We start from the raw sequence: 15,643 nt of genomic DNA on the forward strand, positions 1-15,643 counted from the left end.
ACGGCGATGAAACGTGACTGAGTCGTGCCAGGCATCTATAGTATGGTCTGTTTGAATACCATCAGGAGGATGACGGAATGGAGTGGCTGGATCAGAAGGTGTTGCGACAGCTGGCGGAAGATATCGGCCAGGAGATGATGCCGGTGGTGATCTCGGTCTTCATCGAAGAGGTGGGGGAACAGCTGGCCCAGCTGCGCCCGCTCTATGAACAGCAGGACTGGCCCGCACTGGCCCGGCTTGCCCACAGCATGAAGTCCTCCTGCGGCAGCTATGGCGCCCAGCTCAGTTACCAGCAGGTGGTGGCGTTGGAACAAGCCTGCAAACATGAAGACGGCGAGCAAGTCGCCCGTCTGTTGACCGAGCTGGAGCAATCCCTACCCCAGGTGCTCTCCCACCTCGCCAACTATCACTGAGCCCCTGCAGCCGGCGCATCGGCGCCGGACTTGCCATCCTCTACCCCCCGTTAGCGTTGATTGACCAGTTGCTGGATAACCCTGTCCAGTGCCAGCTTCAATTTCAGGCGATCGTGCCGATGGGGAAGGGCGGCCTCGCCCAGCTCGGCCAGGATCAATCGGCCAGCCAGCTCTGCCGGATATTCCCCCACCGGGGCCAGAATGGCATCGACCCGACCCGCTCCGACCCGTGACTCCAGCCAGCGCCACTGATTGTGCAGGCTGAGCTGGCTGGCAGGACCGTTTTCGGCGACCAGATTGCAGATGAACACCAGCATGGCATCGCTCTCGTTGATGGCCTGGGCCACCTCAGCCAGCAGCAGGGGCGGCATGATGGAGGTAAGAAAGCTGCCGGGGCCGAGGATGATCATGTCGGCTTGCGCCAATGCCTGCACCGCCTCGCGGGTGGCCGGTACCTCCGGGCTCAGGCTGAGGGAGAGCGGCGGGGTGTCGAGCTGATCGATGGAAACTTCCCCCAGGATCTGGTTGCCACAGGCCGTGTGGGCGCACAGGTCGGTGGGAAATTCAGACATGGGTAACAATTGTGACTCTATTTTCAGCATGTCGCTGATGAGCTTGATAGCATCAAGAGGGCGCACGCAGAGGTTGTCGAGCGCCAGCAGCATCAGGTTGCCGAGGTTGTGGCCCGCCAGTTCGCCGCGACCGGCGAACCGATATTCGAACAGCAGGCTGCCGATACTGGGATCGGTCACCAGTTGATTAAGGCAGTTGCGCAGATCCCCCCAGGCGATACACTCCTGGCTCTTGCGCAGTCGTCCGGTAGAGCCGCCATCATCTGTGGTGGTGACGATGCCGGTCAGGCGCGATCCCAGAAACGAGAGTGAAGAGAGCACGCGGCCCATGCCGTGGCCGCCACCGATGGCGACGACCCGGTCAAAATCATTGATGTTCTTCTGCCACATGCCGTTTTCCTGGGGTTGGGCTCAATTGAGTGTGATTCTAATCGATAAGACGGGATAATTGTTTGATTAAGGTATGATTTTTGCTTACCCCCCAGCATCATGAACAACTAGGAGATGGTGTTGAACTTCCTGACGGCTCACTCTCTTGAAGAGACCTCCCTGCTGGCTGCCCGGCAGGTCTGTGAGCGGCTGCTCGCTCAAGCACCTCATTCCCCTTCGCTGTTACTGGTCTATTTTACTCAGGCTCACGATGCCGAGGAACTGCGCCATCACTTCAAACAGCAGTTCCCGTCGTCTCGGATGATCGGTTGCAGCTCCTGTGGCGGGGTCATGACCCAGACCGGCCATCATGCCCGCCAGGGGATCGGTCTGGCAGTGGCGGCCATCTACGATGAGAAGGGAGCCTACGGCGTGGCGGGCCAGGCGGGGGATGCGGTGGATGTGCGCCAGCTGCTGCGCAGTGCCATCGCCGATGGGGGGCGCCCCGGCGAGCTGCCACAACTCATCTTGCTGCATGCAAGCCCGGGCCAGGAGGAGGCGATGCTGGAGAGCATCGAAGCCGAGCTGGGCACGACGGTCCCGGTCGTCGGGGGCTCCGCCGCCGACAACAGTGTCAACGGTGACTGGCAGCTGTGCTGGGATGAGGGCAGTACCCGCGAAGGCGTCGCGCTGGCCGTGCTCTATCCCGATTGCCAACTGGCGTTCCAGTTTCACTCCGGCTATGTCCCCACCGAATATCGCGGCACCATCACGGCCCTGTCGGGACGGGAGATCCTCACCATCGATCATGAGCCCGCAGCCGAGGTCTATGCTCGCTGGAGCGGACGGACAACCCCCTGGCCGGTGGGCCCCATCCTGCGGGAGACCACCCTGTCGCCGCTGGCCAGACAGGTTGGCACCCTGGATGACATGCCCTATTACAAGCTCTCCCACCCGGAGGCTGTGACAGAAGGTGGCGGATTGCGCCTCTTTACCGATACTCAGGTCGGGGAGCGGTTGCTGCTGATGTACAGCAGCCAGGAGGGCTTGCTGCAACGCAGTCTGAATGCAACCCGCATCGAACCCGAGTACGGCATGGCCACCGAGATGCAGCCGTTTGGCGCCCTTGTGATTTTTTGTGCTGGTTGTCGCTTGGCTCTTGGTGATAGCTTATGCCAATTTGTCGATCAATTTCATACCCGGCTGGGGGACATCCCCTTCATCACCCCGTTCACCTTCGGCGAGCAGGGCCGCCTGCCCCATGGTGAGCTGGCGCACGGCAACCTGATGGTCTCGAGCGTGATCTTCCTCGACAGCTGACATTGCGCTGGAAACAAGATGATAGGTAACACGGAACTGGAAGCCCTCGGCGACAAGCTGCAGACCACCTTGGTGGAGCTGGTGCGTTGCCGGGAACGGGAGGCCAAATACAGGCAGGAGTCGCAAACCCTGTTGTGCGGGGTGGCGACGCTGGCCGATGCCCAGACGCTGGAACAGGTGCTGGACAGCCTCATTCAGGTGCTCAAGCCTTTCATCGGCTTCGAACATGCGGATGTGGTGGCCTGGGAGGGAGAGGGCGGCATTACCCACCTCAGCACCCAGGATGGCGAAGTGGGGCGCAGCTGGCAGCTGACCCAGCTCTTCTCTCGCGCCATCGAGGGAGAGACCCTGGTCATCTATGATCCGACCCAGTTGCCGGAACTGGCGCCGTTGGCCGATGTTGAGGGCTGGGCCAGCGTCATGATGACGGGCTTGCGCGCTCCCGGTTTTTCCGGCGTGCTCATCTGCCGTCACGCCGTGATGGGGACCTTCGATCTCAAGAGCAAGGCGGCCATGCAGCGCTGTCGTCCGCTCATCTCTCAGGCGCTGGTCAACATCGCCTATCGAGCCCGCCTGCAGGAACAGGTCGAGCTGAAAACGCTGGCGCTGCAAGCGGGCGAACAGCGTTTTCGCAGCTTTGCCGGCATGGCGTCCGACTGGTTCTGGGAGACAGATACCGAGCACCGGCTGAGCTATGTATCGGCCCCCGGTCAGCAGGGAGACATGCTGGTGCATCAACCCGGCCAGAGCCTCTACGATTACGCCCATGACAGGCGCGACCCCGAATGGGGCAAGTATCGCCGGCTTATCGGTCTGCACCTGCCGGTGCGGGCGGTGCGGGCCCAGGTCAGCCTGGCCAAGGGGCCGCGCTGGATGGAGATCAACGCCGAACCCTGTTTCGATGCCGCCGGCGCCTTCATCGGTTATCGCGGCACGGCGCGGGATGTGGGCAACCAGATCCGCCGTGAGCAGGAGCTGGCCAGGGCGCGGGACGAAGCGGAAGCGGCCAACCGCGCCAAGTCGCAGTTCCTGGCCATGATGACCCACGAGATCCGCTCTCCCATGAACGCGGTGCTGGGCATGCTGGATCTGCTGCAACACGCCCAGCTCGAACCCCAGCAACAGACGCTGCTGGGCCACGCCACCCATGCGGCTCGCCTGCTGCAGACCATCATCGACGACGTACTCGATTTCTCGAAGATTGAATCCCATACCCTGGAGTTTCACTGCGAGACGCTGCAGCCGGCCCAGCTCTGTCAGTCCCTCATCGAGCCGTTGCTGGCGCAGGCGGGCAGCAAGGGCATCGACCTGCGTTGGCAGGTAGACGACGCCGTACCAGCCCAGTTGCAGGGGGATCCGGTGCGCCTCTCCCAGGTGATCAGCAACCTGCTCGGCAACGCGGTGAAATTCACCAGTCAGGGCAGCGTGTTGCTGCAACTGAGCTGGCATGAACAGCAATTGAGGGTCTCGGTGACCGACAGCGGGATCGGTATCTCGGCCGAGGATCAAGCGCTGCTGTTCGAACCCTTCTCTCAGGTCGACAGTTCGGCCACCCGCCGTTTCTCGGGCACCGGGCTGGGGCTGGCCATCAGCAAGCGGCTGGTGGAGTTGATGGGCGGCAGCATTCAGCTGCGCAGTACCCCCGGTGAGGGGAGCTGCTTCTGGTTCGATTTGCCGGGCATGGCGCTGCCATGTGAATGCAGCAGCCGGCCCGAGCCGGATCAGCAGCCGATTCAGGATCTGGATGTGCTGGTGGTGGAAGACAGTCCGGTCAATCAGCTGGTGGTATCGCTCATGCTGCAAAAGCTGGTGAGCCGGGTCAGAGTCGCGGCCAACGGATTGGAGGCGCTGGCCCAAGTAGCGGAACAACGGCCGGATCTCATCCTGATGGACATGCGGATGCCGCAGATGGATGGACTGGAGGCGACCCGGCGTCTGCGAGAACTGGGTTGTAGCGTGCCCATCGTGGCGCTGACGGCCAACGCCATGGCGGAAGACAGGGCTCGTTGCCTGGCCCAGGGGATGGATGACTTTCTGGCCAAACCGATAAGCCTGATGCGGCTGCGGGAGTGTCTGCAGCGCCATTTTCAGCCCGCAGCGCCGGATCGCAGCTAAAAAAAATGGTCAACCTGGGTGGTTGACCAATTCTTCAGCAAATACTGAAGAGAGCACGGGATAAATCGGGTTGTACGATTCTATATGAAAAAGTCGTGCCAACTTTTCAGAACCAGTTTATGCGGCTTGCAGCGCGGTTATTGATTTTTATTGGGCGCTTTATTTGCAAAATGCGAAAACCTTGTTTTCATTATCGGAATATTCGCATTTTGCAATACACTTCTGACTCACTGTGCGATCAGTCGGCGCAAGAATTGACGGGCCGCTTCGCTATTTTGTTTGGCAATCAACATCTGTTTTTCATAGATCGGCATCGGCAGGATTTCGAGCCAGCGTTGGCAGAGCCAGGCCGCATCGTCAAACTGCTTGTCCGGGTAAAGTTCATCCAGTTCCGGATACTGTTCAAACACTTCCCGCAGCCGGGTCACCAGCGGCTTGTCGCTGAAGTCTGAATGGGTGCTCGGCCAGTTGGGCAGCGCTTCCACTCTGGCCCGGCGCAGACCCAGCTCGTCCGTTTCCATCTCGTGGATGCAGAAACGTTCCATGCCGAGTACGGTGACGCCGAGCAGGCCGTCATTCAGGGTGTAAAAGTCGGTGACTTTGACCCGGGTGCCGACCGGCAGGATCCGCCCGGACTTGCCAGTCGTCGTCGCCTCTTCCATCACGATGCCGAAGCCCTGGTCATCGATGAATGACTCTTTGAGCATCTGCAGGTGGCGCGGTTCAAACAAACGCAGAGGAAGCTTGCCACCAGGCAGTATGTGGGAAGGCAAGGGGAACAGTGCCAAGGGTTGAAGTTTCATGTTCCATCCTCCATTGAGTAGTTGCTGAATAGGACAATGCAGCGACTGTGCCAGAGAATGAAAAAAGCCACCGGAAGGTGGCTTTTTGCTGGCTGGGAGGGCGTTTAGTTGCGCTGCTCCAGGTACATGACAGCAGCTTCCACGCGGCTTTGCGCCTCAAGCTTCTTGAGCAGGCTCTTGACGTGTACCTTGACCGTGCCTTCGGAAATATGGAGCACGGAGGCGACCTGTTTGTTGGAGAGGCCCTTTGCAATTTCGCGCAGGATTTGCATTTCGCGACGCGTTAAGCTCTCCAGCTTCTGCTGCAGGTGATCCAGCTCATAGATGTTCTCGAGGTAGGGGCGCAGCGGCTCGCTCAGGATCTGCTTGCCGGTCATCACGTCCGCCAGCTGGGCCAGCAGCATCTCTGGCTCGGTATCCTTGAGCAGGTAGCCGTCGGCGCCGGCCTTGAGCAGCGCCACCACGTCCTGACGGGCGTCGGAAACGGTCAGGATCACCACCCGGGAGGTCACTTCCTCGGTGCGCAGCGCCTTGAGGGTGTCCAGACCGGAGAGGCCTTTCATGTTGAGGTCGAGCAGGATCAGATCCGGTTCGGACTCCTTGGCCATGGCGACGGCATCGGTACCGTTGGAAGCTTCACCGACGACTTCGATGTTCTCCTCCAGGGCCAGCAGCTGCACAATCCCTTTGCGCATGAGGGGATGGTCATCCACGACCAGAACACTATATTTCATCTCGTCCATCAGGCATCTCTTGTTAGGCTGGTGGGAAAGGTCAGATGTACGCAGGTGCCTCTGGGCGGCCTTTCGCTGATGGTCAGCAGACCATGCAGCTTGCTGGCACGCTCGTTCATGATGCTCAGGCCATAGTGGTTGACCGCCGAGCTTGCGATCCCTATTCCGACACCATCATCTGAAATCTGAACCTGGATGTTACCATCGGCGAGGGTCTCACAGCTAACATCAATCACTTGCGCACTGGCATGTTTGATGGCATTGAGCACTGCCTCACGGATCAGCTGCAAGATGTGGATATGCTGACCGGCTTCGAGATCGGTATCGGCCAGACCGTAATGGAGCCTGATGTCGGCCTGGGTCTGCGGCTTGAGCTGCTCCAGCATCACCTTGATGGCTTCACCGAGGTTGGCGTCGCCAATGCTGAGACGGAAGGTGCCGAGCAGCTCGCGTAACTGGGTATAGGCGCTGCCAAGCCCCTCGTCGATCTGCTGCATGGCGGCTTCGGCTTTGACCGTATCCCCCTTGGCGAAGGAGCGCTTGAGCAGGGTGGACTGGATTTTGAGATAGGAGAGGGCCTGGGCCAGCGAGTCGTGCAGCTCGCGGGCGATGACGGCCCGCTCTTCCATCAGCAGCAGGCGCTGGTGTTGCAACAGGGTCTGATCCTTGTGCAGCACCTGGGCCAGCAGCATGGAGAAGTTTTTCATCAGCCGCTCGTCGATGGGGTGGCTGCTGATGACGTCGAGCCGGCCATACTCCTGCTCGTCCATCTGCAGATAGAAGCTGACCACGGCATCCAGATCGCCGGGCCAGCCCTTGCGGCCGGTGATGTAGTCCGGCATGGCATTGTGCTCGAAGCGGGTCAGCCGGATGTAGTCGATGTGCTGGTGGGCCGCCGCCCGCTCCAGCAGCTTGAGCAGGGTACGCCGGCTCAGCGGCGCCGCATGCAGCTTCTGGGCGGTGCTGTAGAGGAAGGAGAGGGTGTCGTTGGCCTGCTGCAGCTTGGCGGTCTTCTCTTCGACCTTGCTCTCCAGCTCCCGGTAGAGTTTGCCGAGCTCGTCGGCCATGGTGACGAAAGCCCCCGACAGCTCCCCCAGCTCGTTTTCGCAGTGGGGGGGCAGGGTCAGGTCGAACTCCTGGCGCTGGATCTGGCGGGCGCAATAGACCAGCTGGTTGAGCGGAGCCACCACCTGCTGGCGGGTAAAACGCACCGTGAACCAGGCGATGGTGATGATGGAAAGTAGCCCCAGCCCCTCGGCCAGCGCCAGCATGCGCACCTTGAACTCCACGTGGTACTGCATCTGGTTGACGAAGTCGTCGATGGCCGCGACGAACTGCTCGGTGTTGTCGGTGTAGCGCCGCGGGGTGGCGTTTTCGATGTGTTCGCGCATCACCTGCCACTGCTGCAGCACCTCGCCATAGGTGCGGCGCAGGGAGGCGGGAGTGATCCAGCGCTGGGTCTCCTGCAGCTCGGCGGCGTGCAGGGTCTGCTCGAACTGATCGAGCCGGCTCAGCACCTGCTGGCCCTGTTCAATCTCGTAGGCCATCCGGTAGGCCTGCATCCGCAGGGAGCCGGAGAGATTGATCGCCTTGGCGTCAGGCACCGAATAGAACAGGGTCACCATGGCCACCACGGCGATCAGGCTTGCCATGAACAGGATGAGCACCATGGAGCGCCCGATGGCACTGCTGACCGAATGTACCTTGAACCACTTTCCCATGCCGGCTCTCTTCCTTCACTTCAGACAATAACCCCACAAAGTAGCATGGGAGTGTACTCCAACTTGTGCTAGCATCGAAAAACTAGATGAACTCCGAGCGGTTTTGCCTAAGTCCTCATGATAGGGGGAAACCGCCGTCAGCCGATGTTCGAGCTGTAAGGGTCAGGAAAGAAATGCCCTGGCCTCCCGTATTTGGAAAGGTGTTTATGTCGCCACTGCAAGATGGTTTTTCCCGTCGTTTCTACTATTTGCGCCTGTCGATCACCGACGTGTGCAATTTTCGTTGTACCTACTGCCTGCCCGATGGCTACCGCCCACCGGCCGGTGACAAGGCGGGGCGTCAGCCCTTCCTCTCTCTGGAAGAGATCCGCCGCGTCGTGTCCGGATTTGCCGCCATGGGCACCCGCAAGGTGCGCCTGACCGGCGGGGAGCCCTCCCTGCGTCGGGACTTCACCGCCATCATAGAGACGGTGGCCAATACCCCCGGCATCGAGAAGGTGGCCATGACCACCAATGGTTATCGTTTGAAAGAGCGGGCCCAGGAGTGGTTCGATGCGGGCCTGACCGCCCTCAACGTCAGTGTCGACAGCCTGGATCCACGCCAGTTTCACCAGATCACCGGTGAGAACAAGCTGGCGGAGGTGATGGATGGCATCGAAGCGGCGCTGGTCGCCGGCTTCAAGTCGGTCAAGATCAATGCCGTGCTGCTCAAGGGGCTCAACGATCATCAGCTGGATGCGTTTCTGGCCTGGATCCGGCACAAGCCCATCGAGCTGCGCTTCATCGAGCTGATGCAGACCGGCGAGATGGATACCCTGTTTCGCGATCATCACGCCAGCGGGGCGCTCATCAAGCAGCGTCTGCTCGATGCCGGTTGGCTGCAGCAGCTGCGCGGTGCCGACGATGGCCCCGCCCAGGTGTTCATGCATCCGGAGTCGATGGGCGGGGTTGGACTCATCATGCCCTACAGCAAGGATTTCTGTGCCGGTTGCAACCGGCTGCGGGTCTCTTCCCTCGGCAAGCTGCACCTCTGTCTGTTCGGCGACCACGGGGTGGAGCTGCGGGATCTGTTGACGGCCGACGGTCAACAGGATGAATTGCAGCAGCGGATCCGCAGCGCTCTTGTCGGCAAAGCGGCGACCCATCGACTGCACGAAGGCAATGCCGGCATGACCCCGCATCTGGCCTCCATCGGCGGCTGATCCACGGCAGCCGATAAAAATAGCCATCGATTAATAAGCAATCCTCAAATGGGGGTATTTTGCCTTGCCCCCATTGTACTTTATTGCGCCAAGGGTTTGATCCAGCGCAAGAATCCCCCCTGATTATCTCCCTGGTGGTATATCCCTGAACTTGTCAGGGCCGCAATATACACCCACTCTTATAATAGGTATTGAAAATACCTGTCATGGGACTCACTCGTGCGCCATTACCAGCAGCAAGGAGCCGTTATGCCGGATGGGGTCAACCTGTCGCGTCGCAGTCTGTTTCGGGGTCGTCTGACATCGAATGAGCCTCGGGTGCAACTGCCTTGGTCCGTCACCTGGTCTGATTTTGCCGCCGACTGCACTCGCTGCGGTGACTGCCTCACGGCTTGCCCGGAGCAGATCCTGGTCAAGGGTGATGGTGGTTTTCCGAGCGTGGATTTTCTGCGCGGCGAGTGCACTTTCTGTGGGGAATGTGTCGCCGCTTGCAAAGTGCCGATATTTCGCCCGACCACGGAGGCACCCTGGCAATACATCGCCCATATTGAAGCCAACTGTCTGGCCCATGGCCAGGTATTCTGCCAGCGCTGCCAGGACAGCTGCGAACCCCGGGCGATCCGTTTCTCCCCCGTGCTGGGCCGGGTGCCGACCCCCAGCATCGATGCGGCAGCCTGTACCGGTTGCGGTGCCTGCGTGATGGATTGTCCGGTGGGCAGCATCCGGGTGGGGGCACCCGCTGGCGAGGAGTCCAGATGAAGCAGGATCTGTGTGAAGCAGGAGTCACAATGAAACAAGAGTTCCATGTATCGAGCCTGGTGGTGCTGACCCAGCCCTTCTTGCGTCACCAGCTCGCAGACGAGATCGCGACCCTCGAGGGAGCCGAGATCCATGCCGTCAGTGATGAGGGCAAGCTGGTGGTGACCCTGGAAGGTCCGAGCCAGCGTCCCATCATGGCGGCCATCGACGCCATCAATGCGATGCCGGGCGTATTGTCCGCCGCCCTGATTTACCACCAGTTTGATGAGCTCGAGGCCCAGTGCAAGGAGTAGCGCCATGAGGCCGAGCCTGCGTGACTCATCGTAATGGCCGCCATGGATGCAAAGATAAAGCGATGCCGGGGTACGAGTTCGCCGCCCTGAGCCAAAACCAGTTCGATACACTCGACAACTTACGCGATAAGCAATGTGAGGATATGCCATGAAGCTGAGTCGACGCGACTTTATGAAGGCCAACGCGGTGGCGGCAGCCGCTGCCGTTGCTGGTGTCAGTGCCCCTACGCTGGCGGCCAATCTGATCACCAGTACCGACAAGACCGCCATCACCTGGGACAAGGCGCCGTGCCGTTTCTGCGGTACCGGCTGTTCCGTGCTGGTAGGTTCCCAGGATGGGCGCGTCGTGGCGACCCAGGGCGATCCCGATGCACCGGTCAACCGCGGTCTTAACTGCATCAAGGGTTACTTCCTGTCCAAGATCATGTATGGCCAGGATCGCTTGACCCAGCCCATGCTGCGCATGACGGACGGCAAGTTCGACAAGAACGGCAACTTCGCTCCCATCAGCTGGGATCAGGCCTTCGACATCATGGCCGAGAAGTTCAAGGCCACCCTGAAAGAGAAGGGCCCGACCGCCGTCGGCATGTTCGGCTCCGGCCAGTGGACCGTGTGGGAAGGCTATGCCGCCGCCAAGCTGATGAAGGCGGGTCTGCGTACCAACAACCTGGATCCCAATGCCCGTCACTGCATGGCTTCCGCGGTGGTGGGCTTCATGCGTACCTTCGGCATGGATGAACCCATGGGCTGCTACGACGACATCGAGCAGGCCGACGCCTTCGTACTGTGGGGCTCCAACATGGCCGAGATGCACCCGATCCTCTGGTCGCGTATCTCCGATCGTCGTCTGTCCCACCAGGATGTGCAGGTGCACGTGCTCTCCACTTTCGAGCATCGCAGCTTCGAGCTGGCGGACAACGGCATGGTGTTCACCCCGCAGACCGACTTGGCGATCCTCAACTACATCGCCAACTACATCATTCAGAACGACAAGGTGAACTGGGAGTTCGTCAACAAGCACACCCAGTTCCGCAAAGGGGTGACCGACATCGGCTACGGCCTGCGTCCCACCAACCCGCTGCAGCAGAAGGCCAAGAATCCGGACAGCGGTGACTCCACCCCGATGAGCTTCGACGACTTCGCCAAGTTCGTGGCGGATTACGATCTGGAGTCCGTCTCCAAGCTCTCCGGCGTGCCGAAGGACAAGCTCGAGAAGCTGGCCCAGCTCTATGCTGATCCGAGCAAGAAGGTGGTCTCCTACTGGACCATGGGGTTCAACCAGCATACCCGCGGTGTCTGGGCCAACAACCTCTGCTACAACATCCACCTACTGACCGGCAAGATCTCCACCCCGGGCTCGGGTCCGTTCTCCCTGACTGGTCAGCCCTCCGCCTGCGGCACTGCCCGTGAAGTGGGTACCTTCGCCCACCGCCTGCCGGCCGACATGGTGGTGACCGAACCCAAGCACCGTGCCATCGCCGAGAAGATCTGGAAGCTGCCGGAAGGCACCATCCCGGAGCAGGTGGGCTACCACGCCGTGCTGCAAAACCGCATGCTCAAGGACGGCAAGCTCAACGCCTACTGGGTGATGTGCAACAACAACATGCAAGCCGGCCCGAACATGAACGAAGAGGGGCTGCCCGGTTATCGCAACCCGGCCAACTTCATCGTGGTGTCCGACCCTTATCCGACCGTGACCGCCCAGGCGGCCGACCTCATCCTGCCGACCGCCATGTGGGTGGAGAAAGAGGGGGCCTACGGCAACGCCGAGCGCCGTACCCAGTTCTGGCACCAGCAGGTCAAGCCGCCGGAAGGAGCCAAGTCCGACCTGTGGCAGCTGATGGAGTTCTCCAAGCGCTTCAAGGTGGAAGAGGTATGGCCGGCGGAACTCATCGCCAAGATGCCGGAAGTGAAGGGCAAGACCCTGTTCGACGTGCTCTATGCCAACGGCCAGGTCAACCAGTTCCCGAAAGAGCAGAGCAAGGGGGCCCTGAACGACGAGGCCGAGCACTTTGGTTTCTACGTCCAGAAGGGGCTGTTCGAAGAGTACGCCACCTTCGGTCGCGGCCATGGCCACGATCTGGCGCCGTTCGATCAGTATCACGAAGCCCGCGGCCTGCGCTGGCCGGTGGTGGACGGCAAGGAGACCCTGTGGCGCTATCGCGAAGGGTTCGACCCTTATGTGAAAGCGGGCGAAGGGGTGCGTTTCTACGGCAAGCCCGACGGCAAGGCGGTGATCTTCGCGCTGCCCTATGAGCCGGCCGCCGAAGCTCCGGACAAAGAGTACGACATGTGGCTCTCCACCGGTCGCGTGCTGGAGCACTGGCACACCGGCACCATGACCCGCCGGGTCCCCGAGCTCTATCGCGCCTTCCCGGATGCGGTGCTGTTCATGCACCCGGAAGATGCCAAGGCCCGTGGCGTGCGCCGTGGTGAAGAGGTGATCGTCTCCTCCCGCCGGGGCGAGGTGAAGACCCGGGTCGAGACCCGCGGCCGTAACCGTCCGCCCAAGGGACTGGTGTTTATGCCCTTCTTCGACGCGAGCCAGCTGGTCAACAAGCTGACCCTGGACGCCACCGATCCGCTCTCCAAAGAGACGGATTACAAGAAGTGCGCCGTCAAGGTCGTCAAGGCATAAGGCGGGGGAGCGCGAGATGAGTCGTAGTCGGCGCCAGTTTCTGGCCGACATGGCCAAGGGGGCCTGCGGTGTGGGCCTGCTTGGCGTGGGGCTCGGCGGCATGGCGCGTCAGCAGGTGCAGGCCGTGCCTACCCAGGCGCTGCGCCCGCCGGCTGCCCTCGACGAGGCACAGTTCCTCGGTGCCTGCGTGCGCTGCGGGCTCTGCGTCGAGGCCTGCCCCTACGACACCCTCAAGCTCGCCCGGCTGTTTGAACCCGTGACCACCGGCACCCCCTACTTCAAGGCGCGCGCCGTCCCGTGCGAGATGTGTGAAGACATCCCCTGCGTGGTGGCCTGCCCGAGCGGGGCGCTGGATCAGACCATGACCGACATCGATCAGGCGCGGATGGGAGTGGCAGTGCTCATCGATCACGAGACCTGCCTCAACTACCTGGGGCTGCGCTGCGACGTCTGCTACCGGGTCTGTCCACTGATCGACAAGGCAATCACCCTGGAGCTGCAACACAACCAGCGCACCGGCAAGCACGCCATGTTCCTGCCCACGGTGCACAGCGATGTCTGCACCGGTTGTGGCAAGTGCGAGCATGCCTGCGTGCTGGAGGAGGCGGCCATCAAGGTGGTGCCTCGCCAGCTCGCCAAGGGGGAGATTGGCCACCACTACCGGCTCGGCTGGGAAGAGAAGGCGAAGGCGGGCAAATCGCTCATCGGCGACAGGCTCACTCTGCCGACCCGCAAACCGGAGGGGCTATGAGTCGTTATCCGGGAGCCGAGGCCACGGCCAGGCTGGGCTGGTGGCGGTCACACCGCTTCCTGCTGCTGCGCCGGCTCTGCCAGTTCGGTGTGCTCACGCTGTTCCTGCTGGGGCCGCTGGCGGGCATCTGGATCCTCAAGGGCAACCTCTCCAGCTCGCTGCTGCTGGAGACGGTGCCGCTCACGGATCCGCTGACCCTGCTGCAGTCGTTGGCGGCGGGCCATTGGCCCATCCCCACCCTCTGGTTGGGGGCCGTCATCGTGCTGCTGGGTTACTGGCTGGTCGGGGGACGGGTGTTCTGCTCCTGGGTCTGTCCGGTCAACCTGGTCACCGATGCCGCGGCCTGGCTCAGGGGTCGTCTAGGCCTCAAGGGCAACGGTCAGTTCAGTCGCACCACCCGCTACTGGCTGCTGGCCATGGTGCTGGTAGTACCGGCCATCGCTGGTGTACTGGTGTGGGAGCTGGTCAATCCGGTGTCGCTCACCCTGCGCGGCCTGCTGTTTGGCATGGGGGCAGGCTGGGCCTTGCTGGCGGTGCTGTTCCTGTTCGACCTCTTCGTGGTGGAGCGGGGCTGGTGCGGTCACCTCTGTCCGGTGGGGGCCTTCTATGCCCTGGTCAACCGGGTCGGGTTCATCAAGATTTCTGCCAAGGGGCGCGAGCGGTGCAGCAACTGCATGGATTGTTATGCGGTCTGCCCGGAACGTCCCATCCTGCGCGGCCCCGTTCACGGTGCCAAGCGTGGTCACGGGCCCTTGATTGTGGCTCAGGAGTGTACCAACTGCGGCCGTTGCATCGATGTCTGCGCGGAGCAAGTTTTTGAAATCACTGTAGGTTTTGCCGTCAAGGCAGAGAAAACGTCGGAGAACACATAATGAAGAAGCTGATTGGAGCAATGCTGGCCTGTCTGATGGCAGGTTCCTTGATGGCGGCAGTCCCCGAGATCACCAACAGCACGGGGGGCATCAAATCGGAGCGGGGGAGCACGGATCTGGTAACGGATGCCGATGCGGCCCCCATGAAGAACTTTCGCAAGGATGGTGACCTCTACGATCGCCAGTACATGCATCAGCCCCCGCTGATCCCCCACGACACCCGCAACTATGAAGTGGACAACAAGGTCAACAAGTGCCTGGCCTGTCACAGCTTCAAGAACGCCAGCGCCATGAAGGCCCCCAAGATCAGCCCGACCCACTTCGAGACCCGTGACGGCATGACCCTGGGCGAGGTCTCGCCCCGTCGCTACTTCTGCCTGCAGTGCCACGTGCCGCAAGCGGATGCCAAGCCGCTGGTGGAAAACACGTTTAAACCAGTTGAAGCGCTGAACTGAGGAGCCCATAGATGAAATTACCCGGTTTTGTGCAGCGTCTGTGGACCACCTTCAAGTCTCCCTCGAAGGCCGCCCTCTGGGTGCTGCTGTTGATGGGATTCTTCGGCGGGGTCATCTTCTGGGGTGGTTTCAACACCGCCATGGAAGCCTCCAACACCGAGAAGTTCTGTACCGGTTGCCACGAGATGAAGGACAACGTGTTCGTGGAGTACCGCGACACCATCCACTACGCCAACCGTTCCGGCGTGCGCGCCAGCTGCCCGGACTGCCACGTGCCGCATGAATGGACCTACAAGATCATTCGCAAGGTGCAGGCGTCCAAGGAGCTGTGGGGCATGCTGACCGGCAAGGTGGATACCCGCGAGAAGTTCGAGTCGCACCGGCGCGAGATGGCCGAGCGGGAGTGGAAGCGGATGAAGGACACGGATTCGAGGGAGTGTCGCAACTGCCATAACTTCGAATACATGGACTTCTCCCTGCAAGGCAAGCGGGGTGCCCAGATGCACTCCACCAGTCTGGCCAGCGGCGAGAGTACCTGTATCGACTGTCACAAGGGTATCGCTCACCAGCTGCCCGACATGACGGGCGTGAAGGGCTTCTAAGCCCACCTGATGCAGGCCGGGTTC

15 protein-coding genes and 1 riboswitch are annotated in these 15,643 nt (G+C 61.2%); of the genes, 11 read left to right on the forward strand and 4 right to left on the reverse strand.

The window, feature by feature from the left end:
• The first annotated feature begins 77 nt into the window (after positions 1–77).
• Positions 78–413, forward strand: coding sequence for an Hpt domain-containing protein (locus tag R2E40_RS07760; protein WP_011705471.1), 336 nt, complete (start codon positions 78–80; stop codon positions 411–413).
• Positions 414–463: 50 nt separating this feature from the next.
• Here R2E40_RS07760 and R2E40_RS07765 read toward each other — a convergent pair whose 3' ends face one another.
• On the reverse strand, positions 464–1,375 hold the full coding sequence (locus R2E40_RS07765; RefSeq protein ID WP_043167498.1) for a gluconeogenesis factor YvcK family protein: 912 nt from the start codon (positions 1,373–1,375) through the stop codon (positions 464–466).
• 114 nt (positions 1,376–1,489) lie between these two features.
• Between R2E40_RS07765 and R2E40_RS07770 the strand changes: the two genes are divergently transcribed.
• Both R2E40_RS07770 and R2E40_RS07775 read left to right on the forward strand, forming a co-directional pair.
• Positions 1,490–2,674 (forward strand): FIST signal transduction protein, encoded by a 1,185-nt coding sequence (locus R2E40_RS07770; protein ID WP_318165153.1) that lies wholly within the window; start codon positions 1,490–1,492, stop codon positions 2,672–2,674.
• An 18-nt stretch (positions 2,675–2,692) separates the two neighbouring features.
• Positions 2,693–4,789, forward strand: a complete 2,097-nt coding sequence (locus tag R2E40_RS07775; protein ID WP_318165154.1) for an ATP-binding protein — start codon at positions 2,693–2,695, stop codon at positions 4,787–4,789.
• Positions 4,790–5,016: 227 nt separating this feature from the next.
• On the opposite strand, the gene R2E40_RS07780 is transcribed toward R2E40_RS07775, so the two are convergent.
• From R2E40_RS07780 to narQ, 3 genes are all read right to left on the reverse strand, one after another.
• Positions 5,017–5,592 (reverse strand): LON peptidase substrate-binding domain-containing protein, encoded by a 576-nt coding sequence (locus R2E40_RS07780; RefSeq protein ID WP_011705475.1) that lies wholly within the window; start codon positions 5,590–5,592, stop codon positions 5,017–5,019.
• 104 nt (positions 5,593–5,696) lie between these two features.
• Positions 5,697–6,335, reverse strand: a complete 639-nt coding sequence (narL, locus tag R2E40_RS07785) for a two-component system response regulator NarL (RefSeq protein ID WP_011705476.1) — start codon at positions 6,333–6,335, stop codon at positions 5,697–5,699.
• Positions 6,335–8,047 carry a nitrate/nitrite two-component system sensor histidine kinase NarQ gene (narQ, locus tag R2E40_RS07790; RefSeq protein WP_016350249.1) on the reverse strand — a complete coding sequence of 571 codons (1,713 nt, stop codon included), beginning with the start codon at positions 8,045–8,047 and terminating at the stop codon, positions 6,335–6,337. Before narQ ends, narL begins: the two co-directional genes overlap by 1 nt.
• A 79-nt stretch (positions 8,048–8,126) precedes the next feature.
• Positions 8,127–8,266, forward strand: a riboswitch (molybdenum cofactor riboswitch).
• Here narQ and moaA point away from each other — a divergent pair.
• The 8 genes from moaA (at position 8,254) to R2E40_RS07830 (ending at position 15,619) form a co-directional block, all read left to right on the forward strand.
• Positions 8,254–9,249, forward strand: a complete 996-nt coding sequence (gene moaA, locus R2E40_RS07795; protein WP_318165155.1) for a GTP 3',8-cyclase MoaA — start codon at positions 8,254–8,256, stop codon at positions 9,247–9,249. Its footprint overlaps the riboswitch before it by 13 nt.
• 249 nt (positions 9,250–9,498) lie before the next feature.
• On the forward strand, positions 9,499–10,008 hold the full coding sequence (gene napF, locus R2E40_RS07800) for a ferredoxin-type protein NapF (RefSeq protein ID WP_042067718.1): 510 nt from the start codon (positions 9,499–9,501) through the stop codon (positions 10,006–10,008).
• 29 nt (positions 10,009–10,037) lie between these two features.
• Positions 10,038–10,301 (forward strand): chaperone NapD, encoded by a 264-nt coding sequence (locus tag R2E40_RS07805; RefSeq protein WP_318165156.1) that lies wholly within the window; start codon positions 10,038–10,040, stop codon positions 10,299–10,301.
• A gap of 148 nt (positions 10,302–10,449) precedes the next feature.
• Positions 10,450–12,939: a nitrate reductase catalytic subunit NapA gene (gene napA, locus R2E40_RS07810; RefSeq protein WP_016350252.1), complete on the forward strand. Its 2,490-nt coding sequence runs from the start codon at positions 10,450–10,452 to the stop codon at positions 12,937–12,939.
• 16 nt (positions 12,940–12,955) lie between these two features.
• Positions 12,956–13,690, forward strand: a complete 735-nt coding sequence (gene napG, locus R2E40_RS07815; RefSeq protein WP_318165157.1) for a ferredoxin-type protein NapG — start codon at positions 12,956–12,958, stop codon at positions 13,688–13,690.
• Positions 13,687–14,562 carry a quinol dehydrogenase ferredoxin subunit NapH gene (gene napH, locus R2E40_RS07820; RefSeq protein ID WP_318165158.1) on the forward strand — a complete coding sequence of 292 codons (876 nt, stop codon included), beginning with the start codon at positions 13,687–13,689 and terminating at the stop codon, positions 14,560–14,562. The genes napG and napH overlap by 4 nt, the downstream gene beginning before the upstream one ends.
• On the forward strand, positions 14,562–15,017 hold the full coding sequence (locus R2E40_RS07825) for a nitrate reductase cytochrome c-type subunit (protein ID WP_005299342.1): 456 nt from the start codon (positions 14,562–14,564) through the stop codon (positions 15,015–15,017). The genes napH and R2E40_RS07825 overlap by 1 nt, the downstream gene beginning before the upstream one ends.
• Positions 15,018–15,028: 11 nt before the next feature.
• Positions 15,029–15,619 (forward strand): cytochrome c3 family protein, encoded by a 591-nt coding sequence (locus tag R2E40_RS07830; protein WP_011705485.1) that lies wholly within the window; start codon positions 15,029–15,031, stop codon positions 15,617–15,619.
• Positions 15,620–15,643: the final 24 nt, after the last annotated feature.

The organism is Aeromonas sp. CD, assembly GCF_033349375.1.
Taxonomy (GTDB): domain Bacteria; phylum Pseudomonadota; class Gammaproteobacteria; order Enterobacterales; family Aeromonadaceae; genus Aeromonas; species Aeromonas hydrophila.